This window comes from Microbacterium sp. YJN-G, assembly GCF_015040615.1.
In the GTDB taxonomy this organism is placed as follows: domain Bacteria; phylum Actinomycetota; class Actinomycetes; order Actinomycetales; family Microbacteriaceae; genus Microbacterium.
In genome coordinates this window covers 190,327-211,151 of sequence record NZ_CP060402.1, presented here as the reverse complement: position 1 = coordinate 211,151, position 20,825 = coordinate 190,327, and the positions used below count along the sequence as shown (strand labels likewise).

Genomic DNA, 20,825 nt, shown 5'->3' with positions numbered 1-20,825 from the left:
GTCAGGCTCCCTTCGGCGGAGCGGATGCCGTGGCGGTCACGGCATCCGGGTCTGTGTCGGCATCCGGGTGTGTGCCGGCATCCGGATGCATCTCGGTGTCCGGACCGATGCCGATGCGCGGTCGCCGCGCCGGCAGCACCTGGTCGAAGTGGTCGACGATCCGGTCGATGAAGCCGTACTCCAGCGCCTCGGGCGCGGAGTACCAGTGGTCGTGCAGCGAGTCCTCGAACACGCGCTCGATCGGCTGGCCGGTGTCGGCGGCGATCAGGCCGAGCACCGTGTCGCGGAGGTCGCGCAGATCGCCGGCCTGCGCCTCGATCTCGACGGCCGATCCGCCGATGCCGGCCGACCCCTGGTGCAGCAGCACCCGGGAGTGCGCGAGAGCCGCGCGCTTGCCCGGCGTTCCCGCCGAGAGCAGGAACTGCCCGGCGCTGCAGGCGAGCCCGAGGGCGAGCGTCGACACGTCGCAGGGCAGCAGCCGCATGAGGTCGCGGATGGCGAGCATCGCGGGCACCGAGCCGCCCGGCGAATGGATCCACAGCGCGATGTCGGCGGTGGCGTTCTCGGCGGCGAGCGAGACCAGCTGGGTCATCAGCAGCGTGCCGTTGTCGTCATTGAGCTCGCCGTCGAGCACGAGCACGCGCTGGTGGTACAGCGCTCTGCGCGCCTCGGCGGAGAAGTGGACGGGAGCCGGTGAGTCGGTCATGACCCCAGTCTCGGCACGTCCCGGGCGCACGGCGCGGGCATCCGCCGTCGGCGGATCCGCTGTCAGCGGCGCGGCATCCAGTCGGCGCTGCCTGCAGGGCTGCTTGTCAGCGGCACGGCATCCGCTCGGCTCAGTGCGGGTAGTCCGGGGCGGGCGGAAGCCCGAAGAAGTCCTCGAGCGTCGTGAAGCCGCCGTGGTGATAGGCCGCCGCGAGTTCCGGGCCGATGTAGCGCAGGTGCCAGGGCTCGGGCATGTAGCCGGTCTTGGCAGTCGCGCCCTCTTCGTAGCGCACGATGAAGCCGAACTCCCAGGCGTGCTGCGCGACCCAGTCACTCTGCGGGGTGCCGCCGAACTGGCCGATCGAGCCGCAGCGACTGGCACAGGCCACCACGTCGACCGCGAGCCCGGTCTGATGTTCGCTGTGACCTGGCCGCGCCGAACCGGCATCCGCACTCGCGCGCCCCTCGGAGCGCACGAATCTCGAGTAGGTGAGCTCCTGCAGGCCGTACGAGCGGTAAGCGTTGTTCACCCCGAGCACCCCGGCGCCCGCGGACTGCGCTGCGGCCGCCATGCGGCCGAGCGCGTCCGCTGCGGCCGGATGCATCTCGACGGAACCGGAGGTGCCGCGCAGAGCGGATGCCGTCACCGCCGACGGCGTGAACTCGGCGGGCTCCAGCCGCCTCAGCTTGTTGACGACCACCCACTGGAGTGCGGGGTCGACCAGCGAGATGCACGGAGCATTGCCGACCGCCACTGCCGAGCGGAACGCCTCTCCCCCGCCGAAGGCCTTCACGACCGCTGCGTCGTCGCCTGCGGCGAGGGCTGTCCGCACCGCGGCATCCACGCAGGGGTTGACCGCCGGTGTCGCTGCGACGTCGATATCGGGGATGCTGAGTGCCGCCACCGGCGCCGGCAGCTGTGACGGCGGTGTCGCCATCACACCCGCGAGAGTCGCCAGCGAGGCGATCGCGGTGAACAGCACGCCGATCGGCAGGGCGATCCTGACGGCGAGCGGTGCACGCGACGCATGCCGGGAATGCGTGGCGCTCATCGTTCCATTGTCACACCCGCAGAACCGCGATGCACCACGCCGGGCGAACACGCGTTCGACCAAGTGTTGACATATGCTCGTTCTTTTGTTCGAATGAAGGGATGCGGTGGCAGGGACAGACGATCGAAGACGTGGACGGTGACGCGTTGCCGGGCCTCGAGAACCGCACCGGGATCGTGCAGTCGGTCACGACGCCGGAATTCGCCGGGATGACGTTCCACGAGGTGCTCGCCAAATCGGCGCTGAACTCCGTGCCCGGCGCCTCGCGCATGCCGTTCCGGTGGACCGTCAACCCCTACCGCGGATGCAGTCATGCCTGCGTCTATTGCCTGGATCCGAACACTCTCGTCCTCTGCGCTGACGGCCGGCAGCGACCGCTGAGCGATCTCGAGATCGGCGACGAGATCATCGGCACCGAGCGTCACGGTTCCTACCGCCGATACGTGCGGACCCGGATCGAAGCGAAATGGTCGACTCGGAAGGCGGCATTCCGCGTCACACTCGCCGACGGCACGGAGCTGATCGCAAGCGGCGACCACCGGTTCCTCACGGATCGTGGCTGGAAGCACGTCGCTGACGCTCACGAAGGCCAGCGACCTCACCTCACGCTGAACAACCGACTCATGGGATTCGGGAGCGGGATGCTCCCCCGATCGCTCGACGTGGCCGAGGACGGCATCGAGGGTGTCGCGGTGAAATCGGTAGCCGATCTGCGGGTCGTGAGCATCGAGCCCCTGCCGGGGGTCCGTGAGCTCGTCGACATCACCACCGGCACCGGAGACTTCGTGGCGAACGGCGTCATCAGCCACAACTGCTTCGCTCGCGGCACGCACGAGTACCTGGATCTCGACGGCGGTGCGGACTTCGATTCGCAGATCGTCGTCAAGACGAACGTGGTCGAGGTGCTGCAGCGCGAGCTGCGGCGCGGCTCGTGGCAGCGCGAGACCGTGGCACTCGGCACGAACACCGACCCGTACCAGCGCGCCGAGGGGCGGTACCGGCTCATGCCGGGGATCATCCGCGCCCTGGCCGACTCCGGCACGCCCATGTCGATCCTCACCAAGGGAACGCTGATCCGCCGGGACATCCCGCTCCTGGTCGAGGCCGCGAAGCAGGTGCCGATCGACGTGCAGATGTCGATCGCGATGTACGACGACGCCCTGCAGCACGCGATCGAGCCGGGTACGCCGACCACGCAGGCGCGGCTCGACACCGTGCGAGCGCTGACGGATGCCGGCTTCCGCGTCGGCGTCTTCCTCATGCCGGTGCTGCCTCACCTCACCGACTCGGTGACGGCGATCGATGAGGCGCTGCGCCGCATCAAGGAAGCCGGGGCCGATCACGCCGTGTACGGTGCGCTGCATCTGCGCGTGGGTGTGAAGCCGTGGTTCTTCCAGTGGCTGCACCGTGAGCATCCGGAGCTGATGTCGTCGTACCGCGGCCTGTACCCGGGTGTCGCGGCCGAGGCACCGAAGGCGTACCGGCAGTGGTTGGCGCGGCGCATGCGCCCGCTCATCCGGATGCACGGACTGCAGACGCAGACCGAGGAGGACCACGACCGCATGCGCGGGATCATGCGCGAACGCATGCGCCCGCCGGCGGCATCCGCTCCGAAGCCCGAGGCTGCGGCAATGCTCTTCTGACATCCAGGTGCGGCGAGCCGCACTCACTCCTGCTTCTTGAGCGGCTCCGTCCAGATGGCCAGGAAGAACAGCGCGAGCGGGCCGAAGATCATCGTGATGAAGAACCACCACAGCTTGCCGCGGCCCTGCATTCCGGCCACCGCGGCCGTGAGAAGGGCGATCGACACCCATGCGGCGCTGCCGATCGACGCTGCCTGCTCCCATTCCATGCGATCAGCCTAGGCCGGGCCCGCCCGACGGCCGCAACTCGGGGGACCCTCATGCGAAGCGCCCCTGCCGGGCCCGGGCGGGCTCGGCAGGGGCGCCTTTGCGGAATCGCGGCGCGACCTCGATCAGGAGGTCAGCTCGGCCTCCGACGGCATCCGTCCGGTGATCTCCTCGATCACGTCGTCGCCGGGCTGGGCGCTCTCGAACGGCGCCTCGATCTCGGCACGGTCGAGCAGGTCCTCCATGCGGCGGCGACGGTGGCGGGTGATCAGGGTGACCACCCGACCCGAGCGCCCGGCACGGCCGGTGCGGCCGGCACGGTGCAGGTACGTCTTGTACTCGTCGGGAGCGTCGGCCTGCACGACCAGATCGATGTCATCGACATGGATGCCGCGGGCGGCGACATCCGTCGCGACGAGCACCTGCACCTTGCCCGAGGTGAGCTTCTGCAGGTTGCGGATGCGCTTGGCCTGGTTCAGGTCGCCGTGCAGCGAGACCGCCGCGATGCCGGCGTCTTCGAACTGCTCGGCGAGCATCTCGGCGTAGGCGCGGGTGCGGGCGAAGACGAGGGTCTGGCCCTCTCGGTCGACGAGCGAGGTGAGCACCTCGGCCTTGTCGCGGTGCTCGATCACGAGCACGCGGTGCTCGATCGTGCTGGACTGCTGGTCCTCGCCTGCGACCTCGTAGACCGCCGGGTCGACCAGGAACTCGTCGACCAGCGAGGCGACCTCGCGGTCGAGCGTCGCCGAGAACAGCAGCTTCTGGCTGGCTTCGCGGTCGGCGAGGGCTGTGCCGGTGGCGCGGAGGATGCGCTGCACGGGCTCGACGAAGCCGAGCTCGGTCATGTGGTCGGCCTCGTCGAGCACGGCGATGCGCACCTCGGAGAGGTCGAGCTTGCGCTGTTCCATGAGGTCTTCGATGCGGCCCGGCGTGCCGATCACGATGTCGACGCCCTTCTTCAGCGCACCCACCTGGCGCGCCTGGGGCACACCGCCGTAGATCTGGGTGGTGAACAGGCCGACGCTGCGGGCGATGGGCTGGACGGTGCGGTCGATCTGCAGCGCCAGCTCGCGGGTCGGCGCGAGGATGATCGCGCGCGGCTTGCGGCCGATCTCGCGACGCTTGCCCTTCTGCGACAGCAGGATGCTCTCGACCAGCGGAGCGCCGAAGGCGATCGTCTTCCCCGAACCGGTGCGACCACGGCCCAGCACGTCGCGTCCCTCGAGGATCGACGGGATGGTCGCGGCCTGGATCGGGAACGGCGACTCCGCACCCAGGTTCTTCAGGATCTCGACGATGTTCGAGCCGAGGCCCAGGTCGCCGAAGGTGACATCCGCGACCTCGGTCGCCTGCACGGCCTGCGCCTCGAGGCGCTCGTGCACCACGTCGTCGGCCTGGTGGCCTGCGGCTGCGGGAGTGCGGTTCCAGTCGCTGCGGCTGGGACGATCCTCGCGGCGCGGACGGTCATCGCGCGCGGGGCGCGCGGGGCGGTCGTCGCGGTCGAACCGAGGACGGTCGTCGCGACGCGGACGGTCATCACGGTCGAACCGTGGACGGTCATCACGAGCCGGACGCTCATCGCGTCGGTCGAAGCCGCGGGACGGGCGGTCATCGCGGTCGAACCGCGGACGCTCACTCCGCTCGTTCCGATCGAAGCGCGGACGGTCATCGCGGCGCTCGGCACGGTCGAAACCGCCCTGACGGTCGCGGTCGAAGCCACCGCGTCCGCCGCGGTCATTGCGCTCGAAGCGGGGACGGTCGCCGCGCTGGCGGTCATCGCGCTGGAAGCGCGGACGCTCATCCCGACGGTCGAACCCGCCGCGTCCGCCACGGTCATCGCGATCGAAACGCGGACGGTCCCCGCGCTGGCGGTCGTCACGATCGAATCGCTGGCGGTCGTCGCGCTCGAACCGCGGACGCTCGGTGCGGTCGAACCCGCCGCGTCCGCCGGCACGGTCGTCGCGGCGCGGGCGGTCGTCGAAGCGACGCTCGCCCCGCCCGGCCAGATCCCGCCCGGCGAAGCCGCGGTCGCTGAAGCGACGCTCACCGAAACGGCGGTCATCGCGGTCGTCACGGTTGTGCGGCGCTTCGCGGCGACCGGACTCGGCGCGGTTGCGGATCGAGCGGGCCTCGTCGCGACCCGCGTGCTCCTGCTCGGTCCAGCGGCGCTTGGGTGCAGACCCGCCGGTCTCGGCGGCGCGGTAGCCGCGGTGCTTCGGGCTGATGCTGCCGGGGCGGCGGTCGGCGGTGCGACGCTGGCCGGCATCCGCTCGCCGGTCGTCGGACCGGCGCTCTTCGTCGCGGCCGAACCGCGAACCCGCGTGACGGTCGTGGAACGACGTCTTCTTCGCGTATCGCGGCTCGAAGTTGCGGGACGGACGTCCGCCCTTGGGCTTGCCGTTCTTAGGCATGGTGGGTGTTTCCTCACTGTCTCTGACACGAGAACAGCGTCCGCCCCGTGCGCGCAGAGTCAGCGCACGGCGGACATACCCGGGCATCCGTCGGCCGGGGCCATTCATGTGATGGTTGATGAACCATCGGCCCCTGAGCTCACAAGGAGGGCTGCACCCTCGAAAGGCCCCGCGCGAAGCGGGTGCTCGAAGCCGACCGCCCGAGTCTACCGGTCCACCCTGGGAACCCGCCCTCCGCACCTGGCGGTGCCGCCGTACGATGGCGACATGCCCTCTGACGAGACGTCCCGCTCCCCCACCGGCATCCAGATCCACCTGCGCCGCGGCGACGTGACCGCGCAGATCGCGCAGGTCGGCGCCTCTCTGCGCCACCTCACCGTCGGCGGCGTCGAGATCGTGCCGCCCTATCCGGAGGATGAGCCCACCCCGCTGTGCTCGGGTGCTGTGCTCGCGCCCTGGCCGAACCGCATCCGCGATGGCGTCTGGCAGGACGGCGAGACCACGCGTGCGCTGGCGATCACCGAACCGAAGTTTCGCAATGCCAGCCACGGTCTGCTGCGGTTCACCGCGTACGAGATCGTGGAGCGGACGGAGGCTGCGGTCACGCTGGCGGCGGCCATCGTCCCGCAGACCGGCTACCCCTACCTCGTCGAGATGACCGTGCGGTACACGCTGACGGATGCCGGCATCGACGTCGTCCACACCCTGACCAACCGCTCGGCGCAGCCGGCGGCGGTCGCGCTGGGCACGCATCCGTTCCTCACGATCGGCGACGTCGACGCGCGCGATCTCGTGCTGCGCATCCCCGCCGAGACCTACTTCGAGACCGATGAGCGGATGCTGCCGATCGGCGAGTCGCCGGTGTCATCCGGCACCGACCTGCGTGAGGGACGCCGCCTGGGCGAGTTGCAGCTCGACACCGGCTTCGCGAACCTGCACCGTGATGCCGACGGCATGGTCCGCTCGACCCTGACCGCCCCCGACGGACGCACCGTCACCTTGCAGCAGGGCGCGGGTCTCACGTTCGTGCAGGCGTTCACGACCGACCGCTACCCCGGCCGGCCGCTCGTGGTGGCGATTGAGCCGATGACGGCACCCGCCGAGGCGTTCAACTCCGGGCGCGGGCTGCGCCACCTCGCTCAGGACGAGTCATGGACGCTCGAGTGGGGCATCCGCTTCTCCTGACCTGACCGGCGCGATCAGTCGACCTGGTTCGCCGTAGGGAGGCCGCGCGAACGCAGCTCGCGCCGCGTCGGGTGACGCTCGGATGCTGCGGCGGCCTGCACGATGGCCGTTGCCGCGGCCGCAGCGGCCGATGCTGCCGCTGCAGCGGCTGCCGCCGCGGCGAGCATCGGATCCGCGCGCCCGTCGTGAGGGTCGGTGACCAACGTCGCGGCCGGATGCAGCGGCGCGATCGCACCGGCATCCACGACCGCCGTCGGCGAGCCGGAGTCACCGCCGGGCGCCGAGGCATCGGCCCCCGAGCGCGCGGCTTCCGCGCCGACCGACCCGACCCCGACCAGTGCCGGTCCCGCGGCGAGCGCGGCCGCGGCCGACGGCCCACCAGCACCACCGCCGCCATCCGGTCCACCACCGGGCCCGTCGCCACCGGCATCCGGACCATCCGTCCCCGCACCGCCCTGGCGCGCAGCGCGACGGGCGGCCCGCCGCTCCTTCGCCCCCTCGACGAGGTTGTAGAGCGTGGGCAGCACGATGAGGGTCAGCACGGTCGACGACACAAGACCGCCGATCACGACGATCGCGAGCGGCTGCGAGATGAACCCGCCGTGCCCGGTGATGCCGAGCGCCATCGGGGTGAGCGCGAAGATCGTCGCGAGCGCCGTCATGAGGATGGGGCGCAGACGCTTCTCGCCTCCGGCCATGACAGCCTCGGGCGTGGAGAGCCCCTTCTCGCGGTACTGGTTGACCAGGTCGACGAGCACGATCGCGTTGGTGACCACGATGCCGATCAGCATGAGCACGCCGATCAGCGAGGCGACGCCGAGCGGAACCCCGGTCGCGATCTGCAGCAGGATCGCACCGGTGGCCGCGAACGGCACCGACACGAGCAGCAGCAGCGGCTGGCGCAGCGACTTGAAGGTCGCGACCATCACGACGTAGACGATGAGGATCGCGGCGAGCATCGCCAGCCCGAGCTGCGAGAACGAGTCTGCCTGCTGCTGCGCGACGCCGCCGATCTCGGCGCGGGCGCCGTCGGGCAGGTCGACCGCGTCGAGTGCGGCATTCGCGGATGCCGTGGCCACGGCGAGGTCGTCGGATGCCGGCGGCACGGTGACCGTCGCCGTGCGGCGGCCCTGCTCGGTGGAGATCGAGGTCGGCCCCTGCCGCTGCTCGACCGTCGCGACGTCGGCGAGGCGGATCGGCCCGGCGGCGGTCGGGATCACCAGCTCGCGCAGCGCATCCACGGTCGCCGGCGGTTCGGATGCCGCGAGGTACACGGTCAGCGCGGTGCCGTCGATCTCGACCGAGCCGAGCTGCTGCGGGCGCATGGTGCTCGAGACGAGCTGGCCCACGGCCACCTCCGACAGCCCCCTCGCGGCGGCGGCCTCCCGGTCGACGACCACGCCGATGTAGGGCAGCGATGCGGCGAGGTTGTCGGTGACCTTGCCGATGCCGTCGCGGCCCTCGAGCTCGGCGACGAGGTCGGTGGTGGCCTGCTGCAGTGCCTCGGCATCCGGCGCCGTCACCGTGATCTCGATGTCGGTGCTGCCGAACCCTCCGCTGGAGGCGACATTCAGCTCGCCGGCATCCTCGATCTCATCGAGCGCGTCCTGCACGTCGGCGCGCAGTTTCTCCTGGTCGACGCCCTCCTCGGTGAGGATCGAGTAGGTGATTCCGGCGCCGCCCGAGAAGGCGTCCCGGAGCGCTGATCCGCTGGAGCCGATCGAGGCCTGCACGTGCTCGAGGCCGTCGAGCTGCGACAGCGCCTCTTCGACCTCGACCGCGGCATCCGCCTTGGCCTGCAGGCTGGCCGTCGGGCCGAGGTCCTGCGTGACGGTCATGGTGTTCTGGCCCGAGTCGCTGAGGAAGTTCACCTTCATCAGCGGTGCGGCCGCGAGGGTCCCGGCGAGCACGAGGATGGCGAGCACGACGGTGGTCGCCGAGTGCTTGAGCGTCCAGCCGAGGATCGGCCGGTAGGCGCGCTGCAGCGGTGTCGGCGGGGCGTCGGGATGCTCGGGGTCGATCGTGCGGCCCTCGGCATCGAGCAGCGGCTTGCCCGGTCGCAGGAACCAGTACGCCAGCACCGGAACGATGGTCAGCGCGACCAGCAGCGACGCCGTCATGGCGATCGTCACCGTCATCGCGAAGGGCCGGAACAGCTCGCCGACCATGTCGCCGACGAAGACGATCGGCAGGAAGACGGCGACGGTCGTGATGGTGGATGCCGTGATCGCGGCGGCCACCTCGCGCACGGCCAGGATGATCGCGCGCATCTTGTCGGCACCCTGCACGTAGTGCCGCTTGATGTTCTCGATCACGACGATCGAGTCGTCGACCACGCGTCCGATCGCGATGGTCAGCGCCCCCAGCGTGAGCACGTTCAACGAGTAGCCGAACGCCTGCAGCCCGATGAAGGTGACCAGCACGCTGGTCGGGATCGAGATCGCCGTCACCAGAGTCGAGCGGATCGACAGCAGGAAGACGAGGATGACGATCACCGCGAACGCGAGGCCCAGCAGCCCCTCGGTCGCAAGCGTCTCGATGGACTGCTGGATGAACGGGGCCTGGTCGAAGATGACCGTGAACTCGGCATCCGGGAACGTCTCGCGCAGGTCGTCGAGCACCGCGAGCACGCCCTGCGAGACCTCGACGGTGTTCGCTGCCGGCAGCTTGGTCACCGCGATCGAGAGGGCATCCTTCCCGTCGACCCGTGAGATCGAGGTGACCGGGTCGCTCTCCTGGGCGACCGTGGCGACGTCGCCGATGGTGACGTCGGTGCCGACCAGCGGCAGTGCGGCGATCTCGTCGCCGGAGGTGATCTTGGCGCCGGTCTGCACGGTGAGGGTCTCGTCGCCCTCGGTGATGTCGCCGCCGGGGAAGAGGATGCCGTTCTGCGCCAGCGCCTGCGAGATGGCCTGGGTGCCCGGGACGCCTGCGGCCGCGAGCTTCGCGGCATCCGGGGTGATCGTGACCCGCTGGCCGACGCCGCCGACCAGCTGGGCGGCGTTGACCCCGTCGACGTCCTCGATCTCGGGGATCACGACGCTCTCGAGCTCGGCTTGCGCGTTCTCACCGTCGCCGAGCCCGGTGACGGCGATCTGGATGACGGGGAAGTCGTCGATCGACACGCTCAGCACCTGCGGCGAGACATCCTCGGGCAGCTGACCCGAGATGCGGTTGATCGCCTGCTGCATCTTCTGCTCGGCGGTGGCGAGATCGGTGCCGTAGGTGAACATCGCCTGCACGATCGAGGCGTTGGTGGTGCTCGTGGCACTGGTGGATTCGAGGCCGGGCACCCCCTGGATGGCGGTCTCGATGGGGGTGGACACGTCGTTCTCGACGACGTCGGGCGAGGCGCCCGGGTAGCTGGTCATCACCACGAGCGCCGGCAGCTCGAGCGAGGGGATGAGCTCCTGCTTGAGGTTGTTCAGCGCCAGCCCGCCGAACACCGCGGCGACGATCGTGATGAGGGCGATCAGCGCGCGGTTGCGCAGGCTCAGAACGGAGAGATTCGACACGGTTCTCGTTTCAGTCGTTCGCAGGCGGTTGGTGGGTGTCGTCGCCGAGGATGCCGGCGAGGGCGGTCTCGATGAGCCGGCGGCTCAGTGGCTCGTCGCTGAGGTGGGAGTGCCACAGGATGCCGTCGATGAAGATCGCAGCCGCGGTGGCCCGTTCCTGACCGTACTCCGGTGCGAGGAATCCGGCGAAGCGCGCCGACGAGGCACGGGCCAGCGCACGCAGCTGCGGGTCGTGGACGGCTGCGGTGACGACGGCGCGATCGGCTTCGATCGCGTGGGCGTCGGCGAGCCGGGTGAGCAGGTCGGTGAGCACGGCGGCCGTCGCGCCGCGTTCGGCGAGGGCGGTGCGGATGCCGTCGAGCCGGGCGTCGACCTCGTCGGCGAGCGCGCGCAGCGCGGCCGTGCGCAGGTCGTCGAGCGTCTCGAAGTACTGCGTGGTCGCCCCGAGCGGCACGCCGGCGCGGGCGGCGACCTTGCGGTGCGTGAGGGCCTCGGAGCCGGACTCGACGATCAGCTCGGCGGCGGCGGAGATGATCGCGCGGCGACGCGCTTCGGGATCACGCCTGCGGCGCTGAACAGCATCCGGCATCCCCACCTCCCCCTTCTGTACATCTGTACATGATCGCGCTAGGAGCACGCTGGGAACCCTGCCCGGGTGACGGGGTCCCGGCAGCCGAACTCAGAGGGCAGAGGACAGCGCGAGCCCGAGGGCGGCTGCGGCGATGCCGGCCAGCAGCATCCCTGCCGCGTAGGCGGCGGATGCACGCCGCTCGCCGTCGCGCCACAGCGCGACCGCATCGATCATCGCGGTGCTGAACGTCGTGTACCCGCCGAGGAACCCGGCACCGGCGACGAAGACGACGCCGGGCAGCATCCCGACCACGACCCCCAGGGCGAGCGACCCGGTGACGTTGATGACCATCACACCCCAGGGGAAGCGCGTGCCCGTCAGCCGGGCGATGCCGAGATCGACGAGGTAGCGGGTCGCCGCGCCCAGGCCGCCGCAGGCGGCCGCCAGCAGGAACACGACCGGGCTCATGCCGCGGCCCGCTTCCGGCCGAGGCGCAGTCCGAGTGCCGCGGCGGCGAGGCCGCCGGCGATGCTCACCACGACGTAGCCGGCGGCCATCACCGGCGACGCGCCCCACAGCCCGACCGCGTCGACCGTGAACGCGCTGTAGGTGGTGAAGCCGCCCAGCAGGCCTGTGCCCAGCAGGATCCGCAGGTCCGGGGCGGGCAGGCGGGCGGTGAGGATGCCGAGCAGCAGCGCGCCGACGAGGTTCGCGGCGAGCACGCCGAGCGCAGCATCCGGGATCAGCATCCCCAGCCCCAGCCGGGCCGCCGTGCCCAGCGTCCCGCCCAGGGCCGCGAGCGCCGCCCGGCGCAGCACGACGCGCGCCGGGGTACGGGCGGGGGTACTCGTGCTCACCAGCGTCACTCTAGTCGCGGCGCCCCGCCCGCCTTCGGAGGGGTTACGTAGACTCGGTGCACGGCTGCCGCTCCACCCGAACGAGCGCACCCGCCAGGAGGACGACGCCCGCGTGCTGACGAGAACGATCTTCGGATGGTCGCGGCTGCTCGCCGCGGCCGTCTGCATCGTGTCCCTCGCGCACCGGATGCTGTGGGGCATGGGTTCGCAGACCCTCGCGAGCGACAACTTCTTCGCGTACCTGACCATCCAGTCGAACATCGCGTTCGCGCTGCTGGCGATCGTGGCGGGGATCACGGCCTTCCTGCGCGCCGAGGATCCGGTCTGGCTGACGACCGCCCGCGCGCTCGTGATCAGCTGGACGGTCACCGCCGGGCTGGCGTTCTCGATCATCGTCTGGCAGGCGGGGCTGCGCGGCATCCCCATCACCGTGCCCTGGTCGGATGTCGTGCTGCACTACGTGCTGCCCGCCCTCGCCGTGATCTCGTGGCTGATCGGCCCCGGCCGACGCGAGGCATCTTGGCGGATGGTGCCGTTCGTGCTGCTCTATCCGGTGATCTGGGGCGTGTTCACGATCTGGCGGGGCGGCATCATCGGCTGGTACCCGTACTACTTCCTCGACCCCAGGCAGGTGTCCGGGCCGCTCGAGATGGCACTGTCGTGCGCGATGGCCCTGTCGATCTTCGCTGCGGTCGCCTCGGTGCTCGTGCTGCTGAGCCACCACCGGGTGACCGTGTTCCCGTGGGGTGAGCTCAGCTCTCGTCCTCGTCACGAGGTGCGAAGAAGACGAGTGACTGACGTGCTGCGGCGCGCGCCTCGCGATCGCTGAGCGCGGCGAACTGCTCGGCCTCGGCTCCGCCGACGATGCCGACGAGCACCGGTTCGCCGGTCGAGGGCATGAGGTTGATCCAGGTGCGGATGAGCCCGTCGCCGCCGATCACGTGCCAGATGGGTGCCTCGGCGTCCCAGAACGGCTCGTCGAACCGCATCCATACCGTCTCGATGAAGCCCGGCGCCAGCGCGGCGATCGCACCGCGGTGCGAGAACGGCAGCTGCGGTGCGAACTCGATGCCCTGCTGCTGCAGCACGCCCAGCGGGACGGTGACGACGACGCGGTGGAATGACAGCGCCTCGCCCGTTCCCATCCGCAGGCTGACCCCGGCGTCGTCGTAGGCGATGCGCACGACGGGTGAGGCGAGGGTGACCTCGAGCCCGGCGAGGTGATCGTCGAAGAAGGCGCTGAGGTCGTCGGTCAGGCCAGTGAGCCGGTCGGGTGCGAACGCGGGCGGGTACCAGCTGGATGCCCGGGCCGGGTCGGCGCCCGTGGTGGCCGAGAGCCAGGCCAGCGCCGCGGCGAGCGCGGGATCCTCGAGGTCGGCGCCGTTGTGCTCGAGCGCCTCGGCGAGAGGGACGTCGGCGGGCAGGGTCTGCGCTTTCTCGACGGCCTGCGCGATCGGCTCGCCCGAGACCGTGTCTGTCGCGCCGTCTTCGGTCCATCCGGTGGCCGTGTCGAAGACGAGCGTGCTCTCGCCCAGTGAGGCCAGACGGTCGTTCAGTGCGGCGACCTGCTCCTCGTCGATGAGCCAAGCGCCCAGCTGGGCAGGGATCGGCCACTCGTCGCCGGTCTGGCTGAGGATGCGTCCGCCCGAGTGCTCGCGCGCCTCGAAGATGGTGACCTCGTGCCCGGCATCCGCGAGCATCCGTGCGGCGACGACGCCGGCCGCACCGGCGCCGATCACCGCCACCCGGTCGTCGGGGGCGGCGACTGTGCTCACCGCGAAGGCGGCGCTGAGTCCGGAGTCGACGGCGCCGAGCACTGTGCCGGGGTGGGCGGTGTCGACCGCCTCGCCTGCGAAGAACAGCCGGTCGAGCACCGACTCGGCCAGCGCTTCACGGTGCGTCGGGTCGGATCCGGCCGGCAGGTAGCTGGTCGCGCCGAACGAATACGGATCGGCCGACCAGGTGCTGCGCGCCCAGCCCGGCGGGGCCGGGATCTGCGACGGCGCGCTGGGCCGGGGCCGGGGCGTCGTGCGCGTGGGGACGGGCGCCGGCGGCTCGGGCGTGCAGGCGGCGAGAAGCACCGCGACGGCACCGGTGCCGGCGCCGAGGAGCAGAGTGCGGCGAGTGATGCTCATCGTCCAGCCAGACTACCCGGCGGTGTGCGGCTCGGCCGGGATGCTTCGAGAGCCTCAGCAACCCAGCCCGGGTGCCTGAGGCTCTCGAAGGGTCGCGCCTACAGGTTGGCCTCGGCGTAGATCCGCAGCGCGTCGCGGACGAACTCCGCGCCGGCGGCTCCACCCTGGCTCGTGGCGTAGTTCGCGGCGAAGCGTGGGTCGGCGGCGTACATCTCGCCGAGCCCGAGGACGTACCCCTTGATGTCACCGGACGCGGCCGGGGTGCCCGGGATGCCGCGCAGCCACTCGACGTGACGCGCGGCGAGCGCCTGCGCCGCCTCGGATGCCGGGTCGACGCCGCTCTCGGTGGCGGCGGCCCAGTCGTGGTTCAAGTCGGCCACACGCTGCTGCCAGGCGCTGCGCTCGTCGGCGCTCAGGCCGCGCCACCAGGCGTCGCCGTCGGCGTACGCCTGCTCACCCCAGCGCTGCTCGACCTCGTCCTTGTACTGCGTGTGGTCGAACCCGTCGAACATGTTCTCTGCCATCAGACCCTCTCCTTCTCTCAATGCGGTGATGGTGGATTCGACGGACGCGATCTGCCGTGTGAGGCGCTGCTGCTGCTGGCGCAGCCAGGCCAGGTGCGTCTCGAGAGCCGAGGCCTCGCTGTGCTCACGGTCGATCACCTGGGTGATCTGCGGCAGGCCGAGGCCGAGCTCACGCAGCAGCAGGATGCGCTGCAGGCGCACGAGCGCCGCCTGGTCGTAGTGCCGGTAGCCGTTGGCTGCGACGCGAGAGGGCGCCAGCAGGCCGATGTCGTCGTAGTGGCGCAGCGTCCGGCTGGTGGTGCCGGCGAGCCGGGCGATCTCCTGGATCGACCAGTCCATGACGTCCTCCTCCGTCTCGCGTTCGTCGATGAGTTCCACGCTAGAAGTTGACGTCGCGTCAAGGTCAAGCGCGAATCCTGAGATCTTCCCGAACGCAGGACAAACTCGAGATATATCGTGTTACGCTCGCAACACGCGATATATCTCGATATCGCTCCGATCAGGAAGAGAACGACATGACCGAGAAGTGGCTCATCGCCCCGGGCGAGGAACGCGTCATCGACATCGCATCCGCGTCCCGGCTCAAGGTCGGGCTCGTGGGTGGACAGGTCGATGTGATCGCACACGACGAACCCGGCATCCGCATCGAGGTGCACGGGGTCACCACCAAGGACCTGCGCATCGAGTCCGACGGCACGGAGGTCGAGATCGACCACCCGCAGATCGGCTGGGACAACTTCCTCGAGGTGTTCCGCAATTTCGGTGCGGGCGGCCCCAAGGCCGAGATCAGCATCGCCGTGCCGCGCGGCATCGCCCTGACGCTCGGCGTCGTGAGCGCGGGCGCGCTCGTCTCCGGCATCCGCAACGATCTGCGGCTCAATACCGTCTCGGGCGACATCATCGCCGACGGCGTGACCGGCGACCTCACCGCCAACTCCGTCTCGGGGGACGTACAGATCCGCGGCCTGGTCGGCTCGGTGAACGCCAACAGCGTCTCGGGCGACGTGGCCGTGACCGGCACGCTGCGCAAGGCGACCGTCGACACCGTCTCTGGCTCGATCCTCGTCGACGCCATCGGCGACATGAACACGACCAACCTCAACACCGTCTCGGGTGCCGTGACCGTGCGGCTCGACGAGACCCTGCCCGCCAACTACGTGCTGCGCAGCATGAGCGGCAAGCTGCTCATCGACGGCATCGAGCGCTCCAGCGGCGGACCCAGCAGCTGGACCGGGCAGATGGGCGAGCTCGCCGGCAGCTTCGTCGACGTGCGCGCCAACACCGTCTCCGGCGGCATCACCGTGCTGCGCCGCCCGCAGGTGTCGGTCGCCGACGACGCGGAGTGGGAGGAGGAGGCATGAGTCCGGCCGTCTTCTCGCACGGCGACCTGCGCCTGTACCTGCTCGCGCTGCTGAACGAGGCACCGCAGCACGGCTACGGGATCATCCAGGCGCTCACCGACCGTACCGGCGGCACCTACACGCCCAGCGCCGGCACCATCTATCCGCGCCTGGCGAAGCTCGAGGAGGAGGGCCTGGTCACCAAGACCGTCGACGGCCGCACCACGATCTACGCCATCACGGATGCCGGACGCGCCGAGCTCACCGCCCGTCAGGACGACCTCGTCGGCATCGAGGAGGGTCTCGCCGACTCGGTGCGCCTGATCGCCTCCGAGGTGCGCCAGAGCGTGAAGGAGGCCATGCGAAGCCTGCGCGCCGACCTCGCCACCGCCGCTCAGGAGGAGAAGAAGGCCGCCAAGGCGCGCTCGCGCGCCGAGGGGATGAGCGATGAGCGCGTCGCCGGCCGCGAGCAGCTGCAGCGGGCGGATGCCGCGCTCAACGCCTTCCGTGCGCAGGTGCGCACGGATCTGCGCACCCACGTCGCACGCGGTGGCACGCTGCCTGCATCCGTCGTCGCCGATCTCGAGAACGCGCTCGACGAGGCGGGCCGCGCGGTCACACGCGCACTGGCGGCCCCTCCGCAGTGATCTGCGGGGGGCGCCGTGCGCGTCGCTACTCGGTCCAGATGTCCTTCTGCTCGTCGGGAACCGGGTCCTCCTGCGGGATGACGAGCACCGGGCGGTGCTGACGGTGCGCCAGGCGTGCGGCGACCGAACCGGTGAAGAACTCTCGGATCGACTCGCCGAGTCCGCGCTTGCGGGTGCCGATGACGATCAGCTCGGCATCGAGCTTGTTCGCGAGCTGCTTGATGGCCAGCGCGGGATCGCCGACGAGCTGCCGCGCCGTCCAGACGATGTTCTCGTTCTGCAGGGCGGCCGCGGCCTCTTTCTGCACGTCCTCGAACTCGGCGGCGCCGGCGTCGAGGTTCAGATCGATGGGCGCGGAGTGTACGTAGCCGTCGGGATCCTCGTAGGTGACGAAGCGGGTGACGTCGACATGCGCCACCACCAGGGGTGAGCCGAGCAGCTTCGCGTAGCGCAGCGCCTCACCGAGCACGTGGGCGGGCTGACCGGGCTGGATGCCGACGATCACCGCCTTCTGCAGTGCGGCGTTCTGAGCGCTCTCGTCGGATGCCGTGGGCGTGGAATCTGTCATGATGATCGTTCCCCTCACCGGCCGCAGGACGGCCTCAGGCTCTGGCGTGCGTGCTATCCTGAATGCTACTCTTACCGGCCTCGAGCCGGTGCCGTGAATATCATCGGGCGTCGCACAGCCCGCTGCTGAACTCGTAAAAGGGGGTCTCGCGCATGGGCCGTGGCCGTCAGAAGGCGAAGCACACCAAGATCGCTCGCGAACTCAAGGCGTACAGTCCTGAGGTGAACTACTCTGCGCTGGAGCGCGAGCTCGGACACCCGAGCTCCGACGGCGACGAGTACGTCGACAAGTGGGCCGACCAGTACGAAGACGAAGACGAGGACGAGCTCGAACGAGCCTGACCTCCTCGAAGGCCCCTGAGGCTCTCGAAGGGCCTGAGCCTGTCGAAGGGCCCTGAGGCTCTCGAAGGGCCCTGAGGCTCTCGAAGGGCCGACACCCTGGCGACCAGCATCCGCTGAGTCGACCAGGGTTTCGTCGTTGTCGCGACGTGTTCACCACGCGCCGTGGCGGCGCTCCCACTCGTCTTCGACCGTGCGCCGGCGGCCGGCCATCATGCCGGTGGGGATGGCCGCGATGAGCAGGGCCGCGAGCACGATCAGCGGCACCGTCCAGCCGCCGGTCGCGTCGTGCAGCACGCCGAAGAGCACCGGGAAGATCGCGGCCATCACGTAGCCGGCGCTCTGCACGAAGCTCGACAGCAGCACCGCGCTCTCGTGCGTGCGGGAGCGGATGCTGATCAGCACGAGCGACAGCGGGAAGAGCACGCCCACCAAGCCGAACAGCACCACCCACACCCACACCAGGCCCGAGACGGGCAGTGTCAGCAGGCCGGCGATGCCGGCGGCGCCGCCGAGCGCGCCGACGAGGAACAGCGGCCTGGTCGCCTGGAAGCGCACGACGAGCACGGGGATCAGCAGCGACGACGGCAGGCCGACGAATGCGAACACCGACAGCATCAGCCCGGCGGTGGCGGCGTCGACGCCGGCCACGTCGACCATGATCGCGGGGAGCCAGGCGAATGCGACGTACGCCATGGTCGCCGAGGTTCCGAAGGTGAGCGACAGCGCCCACACGAGCGGGATGCGTGCCAGCCGCACGAACAGGCTGCGGTTGGCGGTCGGGGTTCCGATGGGTCCGGTCGCGGTGAAGTCGGCGGGGTCGGATGCCGCGGCTTGCTCGGCCGATGGCCCTTCGGCATCCCAGGCGTCTTGAACAGGCTCAGGGGCCGGGGTGCGGCGTGAGAGCATCACGATCCAGGGGATGATGCCGGCGACGGCGAATGCGGCCCAGAGTGTCAGCGAGAACCGCCAGCCTGCGGCATCCGCCAGTGGCACCGCGACCAGCGGCGGCACGAACGTCGCGAGCGCCATCGCCGTCGTGTACAGCGTCATCATCAGGCCGATGCGGTCGGGGAAGTGCTTCTTCACCAGCGGCGGCATGAGGATGTTGCCCATGCCGACGCCCGCGAAGACGAGGGCCGTCGCGAGCACCAGCCCCGTCGACTCGCCGACGAAGCCGCGCAGCCCCAGACCGGCCGTGATCGCCACGAGCGCGACGAGGGTCGTGCGCTCCAGCCCCATCCGGTGCTCGAGCACGGGCGTGAGCAGCCCGAAGACCACGAAGCACGCCGGCGGCAGGGTGCCGATGAAGCCCAGCACCGCGGACGTCAGCGGGAAGTCGGCGGCGATCAGCTCGGTGACCGGCGACAGCGAGGCCACCGCTGTGCGCAGCGAGAAGGCGCACAGCAGGATGCCGATCACGGCGAGCGCGCGGCCGCGCCAGAGCGGTGCGGTGGTCATCTCGGGCGGCCCTTCGACGGGCGCAGGGACCCAGGTGACTGGCTGGGGCCCTTCGAGAGCCTCAGGGACCCAGATGACTGGCTGGGGCCCTTCGAGAGCCTCAGGGACCCAGATGGACTCCGGGACCCAGGATGGGCGACAGGGGTGGGCTGCTGAGGCTCTCGAAGCACCCAGCCGCCCCGGGCGGTCATGACGTCTGGGACTTCTCGACCCAGGTCAGATACTCGTCGGTGACCGTCCCCGTCACATACCGGCCGTCGAAGCAGCTCATGTCGAGATCCGTGAGGTCCGAGCCCTCGATGATCGCCGCCTTGAGGTCTTCGACCTCCTGGTAGACGATGTGGTCGCAGCCCAGCTCCTCGGCGATCTCGGGGATCGTGCGGCCGTGGGCGACCAGCTCGGCCCGCGACGGCATGTTGATGCCGTACACGTGCGGATGCCGCACAGGCGGGGCCGCGGAGGCGAAGATGACCGACTTCGCCCCGGCATCCCGTGCCATCTGGATGATCTGCTTGCTCGTCGTGCCCCGCACGATCGAGTCGTCGATCAGCAGCACGTTCTTGCCGCGGAACTCCGTCGACATCGCGTTCAGCTTCTGCCGCACGCTCTTCTTGCGCACCGCCTGGCCGGGCATGATGAACGTCCGCCCGACGTAGCGGTTCTTGTAGAAGCCCTCGCGGTACTCCTTGCCGAGCTTGCGCGCGACCTCCATGGCCGAGGGGCGCGACGAGTCGGGGATGGGCATGACCACGTCGATCTCGTCGAGCGGCACATGCTTGGCGATCGTGTCGGCCAGCCGCTCACCCATGCGCAGGCGCGACTCGTACACCGAGACGCCGTTCATCACCGAGTCGGGCCGGGCCAGGTACACGTACTCGAACGCGCACGGCGTGAGCTGCGTGTCGTCGGAGCACTGCCGCGTGAACAGCTCGCCGTCGTTCGAGATGAACACGGCCTCGCCGGGCTCGACCTCGCGCACGACTTCGTAGTCGGCGTTCTCGAGCACGAGCGACTCGCTCGCGACCACCCACTCGTCGCCGTTCGACAGGGCCCCCTTCTCGGACGACGCCTTGCGGCGGCCGAGGATGAGCGGACGGATGCCGAAGCGGTCGCGGAATGCGAGCAGTCCGTAGCCGGAGAGGATGGCGATCACCGCGTAGGCGCCCTCGATGCGGCGGTGGGTGCGGGCGACCGCCTCGAAGATCCGCTCGGGGTCGAGGTCGACGGTGGAGGTGGTCGTCTGCAGCTCGTGCGCGAGCACGTTCAGCAGCAGCTCGGTGTCGCTCGACGAGTTCAGGTGCCGCCGGTCGCGACGCGCCATGTCGGCGGTCAGCTCGCGCGTGTTCGTGAGGTTGCCGTTGTGCACGAGGATGATGCCGTACGGCGCGTTCACGTAGAACGGCTGCATCTCCTCTTCGCTGGACGCGGTGCCCTTGGTGGCGTACCGCACGTGCCCGAGACCGATGTTGCCCAGCAGCGAGCGCATGTCGCGGGTGCGGAACGCCTCGCGCACCATGCCCTCGGCCTTGGCCAGGTGCATGACGCCGTTGGGCTCAGCGGTGGCGATGCCTGTGGCATCCTGCCCGCGATGCTGCAGAAGCAGGAGCGCGTCGTAGATGTCCTGGTTGACGGGGCCGCTGCCGACCATTCCGACGATGCCGCACAT

Annotated in this window: 19 protein-coding genes; 6 read left to right on the top strand and 13 right to left on the bottom strand. The window is 70.1% G+C overall.

All coding sequences use genetic code 11. The features are described from left to right. Position 1: 1 nt before the first annotated feature. Entirely contained in the window at positions 2 to 706 is a 705-nt protein-coding gene (locus H7694_RS00970; protein WP_193597737.1) for a ClpP family protease, read from the bottom strand. 130 nt (positions 707 to 836) lie between these two features. Next, positions 837 to 1,757, bottom strand: a complete 921-nt coding sequence (locus tag H7694_RS00965) for a M15 family metallopeptidase (protein WP_193597736.1) — start codon at positions 1,755 to 1,757, stop codon at positions 837 to 839. A gap of 101 nt (positions 1,758 to 1,858) precedes the next feature. Between H7694_RS00965 and H7694_RS00960 the strand changes: the two genes are divergently transcribed. After that, on the top strand, positions 1,859 to 3,400 hold the full coding sequence (locus H7694_RS00960; RefSeq protein WP_193597735.1) for an Rv2578c family radical SAM protein: 1,542 nt from the start codon (positions 1,859 to 1,861) through the stop codon (positions 3,398 to 3,400). Positions 3,401 to 3,423: 23 nt separating this feature from the next. On the opposite strand, the gene H7694_RS00955 is transcribed toward H7694_RS00960, so the two are convergent. Further along, positions 3,424 to 3,609 carry a hypothetical protein gene (locus tag H7694_RS00955; protein ID WP_193597734.1) on the bottom strand — a complete coding sequence of 62 codons (186 nt, stop codon included), beginning with the start codon at positions 3,607 to 3,609 and terminating at the stop codon, positions 3,424 to 3,426. A 123-nt stretch (positions 3,610 to 3,732) separates the two neighbouring features. Then, entirely contained in the window at positions 3,733 to 6,018 is a 2,286-nt protein-coding gene (locus H7694_RS00950; RefSeq protein ID WP_193597733.1) for a DEAD/DEAH box helicase, read from the bottom strand. Positions 6,019 to 6,285: 267 nt separating this feature from the next. On the opposite strand from H7694_RS00950, the gene H7694_RS00945 reads away from it, so the two are divergent. Further along, positions 6,286 to 7,203, top strand: a complete 918-nt coding sequence (locus H7694_RS00945) for an aldose 1-epimerase family protein (RefSeq protein WP_193597732.1) — start codon at positions 6,286 to 6,288, stop codon at positions 7,201 to 7,203. Between the two features lie 14 nt (positions 7,204 to 7,217). On the opposite strand, the gene H7694_RS00940 is transcribed toward H7694_RS00945, so the two are convergent. The 4 genes from H7694_RS00940 to H7694_RS00925 form a co-directional block, all read right to left on the bottom strand. Beyond that, the gene (locus H7694_RS00940; RefSeq protein ID WP_227468218.1) at positions 7,218 to 10,718 is read right to left on the bottom strand and encodes an efflux RND transporter permease subunit; all 3,501 of its coding nucleotides are present in this window, start codon (positions 10,716 to 10,718) and stop codon (positions 7,218 to 7,220) included. Between the two features lie 10 nt (positions 10,719 to 10,728). Beyond that, a complete protein-coding gene (locus H7694_RS00935) occupies positions 10,729 to 11,307 on the bottom strand; it encodes a TetR/AcrR family transcriptional regulator (protein WP_193597731.1) in 579 nt (192 codons plus the stop codon). A gap of 90 nt (positions 11,308 to 11,397) precedes the next feature. Further along, entirely contained in the window at positions 11,398 to 11,757 is a 360-nt protein-coding gene (locus H7694_RS00930; protein ID WP_193597730.1) for a fluoride efflux transporter FluC, read from the bottom strand. Beyond that, positions 11,754 to 12,146 carry a FluC/FEX family fluoride channel gene (locus H7694_RS00925; RefSeq protein WP_227468217.1) on the bottom strand — a complete coding sequence of 131 codons (393 nt, stop codon included), beginning with the start codon at positions 12,144 to 12,146 and terminating at the stop codon, positions 11,754 to 11,756. The genes H7694_RS00930 and H7694_RS00925 overlap by 4 nt, the downstream gene beginning before the upstream one ends. Positions 12,147 to 12,258: 112 nt before the next feature. Here H7694_RS00925 and H7694_RS00920 point away from each other — a divergent pair, with 112 nt between their 5' ends. Beyond that, positions 12,259 to 12,975, top strand: a complete 717-nt coding sequence (locus tag H7694_RS00920) for a Pr6Pr family membrane protein (RefSeq protein WP_227468216.1) — start codon at positions 12,259 to 12,261, stop codon at positions 12,973 to 12,975. On the opposite strand, the gene H7694_RS00915 is transcribed toward H7694_RS00920, so the two are convergent. Together H7694_RS00915 and H7694_RS00910 are read right to left on the bottom strand one after the other, a co-directional pair. Next, the gene (locus H7694_RS00915; protein WP_193597728.1) at positions 12,899 to 14,281 is read right to left on the bottom strand and encodes a flavin monoamine oxidase family protein; all 1,383 of its coding nucleotides are present in this window, start codon (positions 14,279 to 14,281) and stop codon (positions 12,899 to 12,901) included. The two genes, H7694_RS00920 and H7694_RS00915, sit on opposite strands and share 77 nt — an antisense overlap. Before the next feature lie 98 nt (positions 14,282 to 14,379). Further along, on the bottom strand, positions 14,380 to 15,144 hold the full coding sequence (locus tag H7694_RS00910; RefSeq protein ID WP_193599010.1) for a MerR family transcriptional regulator: 765 nt from the start codon (positions 15,142 to 15,144) through the stop codon (positions 14,380 to 14,382). A 176-nt stretch (positions 15,145 to 15,320) separates the two neighbouring features. On the opposite strand from H7694_RS00910, the gene H7694_RS00905 reads away from it, so the two are divergent. Then, a complete protein-coding gene (locus H7694_RS00905; RefSeq protein WP_193597727.1) occupies positions 15,321 to 16,166 on the top strand; it encodes a DUF4097 family beta strand repeat-containing protein in 846 nt (281 codons plus the stop codon). Then, positions 16,163 to 16,792 (top strand): PadR family transcriptional regulator, encoded by a 630-nt coding sequence (locus H7694_RS00900; protein WP_193597726.1) that lies wholly within the window; start codon positions 16,163 to 16,165, stop codon positions 16,790 to 16,792. The genes H7694_RS00905 and H7694_RS00900 overlap by 4 nt, the downstream gene beginning before the upstream one ends. Positions 16,793 to 16,817: 25 nt before the next feature. Here H7694_RS00900 and H7694_RS00895 read toward each other — a convergent pair whose 3' ends face one another. Beyond that, positions 16,818 to 17,360 carry a universal stress protein gene (locus H7694_RS00895; protein ID WP_193597725.1) on the bottom strand — a complete coding sequence of 181 codons (543 nt, stop codon included), beginning with the start codon at positions 17,358 to 17,360 and terminating at the stop codon, positions 16,818 to 16,820. Positions 17,361 to 17,512: 152 nt separating this feature from the next. Here H7694_RS00895 and H7694_RS00890 point away from each other — a divergent pair, with 152 nt between their 5' ends. Next, positions 17,513 to 17,701, top strand: a complete 189-nt coding sequence (locus H7694_RS00890) for a DUF3073 domain-containing protein (RefSeq protein ID WP_193597724.1) — start codon at positions 17,513 to 17,515, stop codon at positions 17,699 to 17,701. 150 nt (positions 17,702 to 17,851) lie between these two features. On the opposite strand, the gene H7694_RS00885 is transcribed toward H7694_RS00890, so the two are convergent. Further along, positions 17,852 to 19,159 (bottom strand): MFS transporter, encoded by a 1,308-nt coding sequence (locus H7694_RS00885; protein WP_193597723.1) that lies wholly within the window; start codon positions 19,157 to 19,159, stop codon positions 17,852 to 17,854. A gap of 187 nt (positions 19,160 to 19,346) precedes the next feature. Beyond that, positions 19,347 to 20,825, bottom strand: a complete 1,479-nt coding sequence (purF, locus tag H7694_RS00880) for an amidophosphoribosyltransferase (RefSeq protein WP_193597722.1) — start codon at positions 20,823 to 20,825, stop codon at positions 19,347 to 19,349.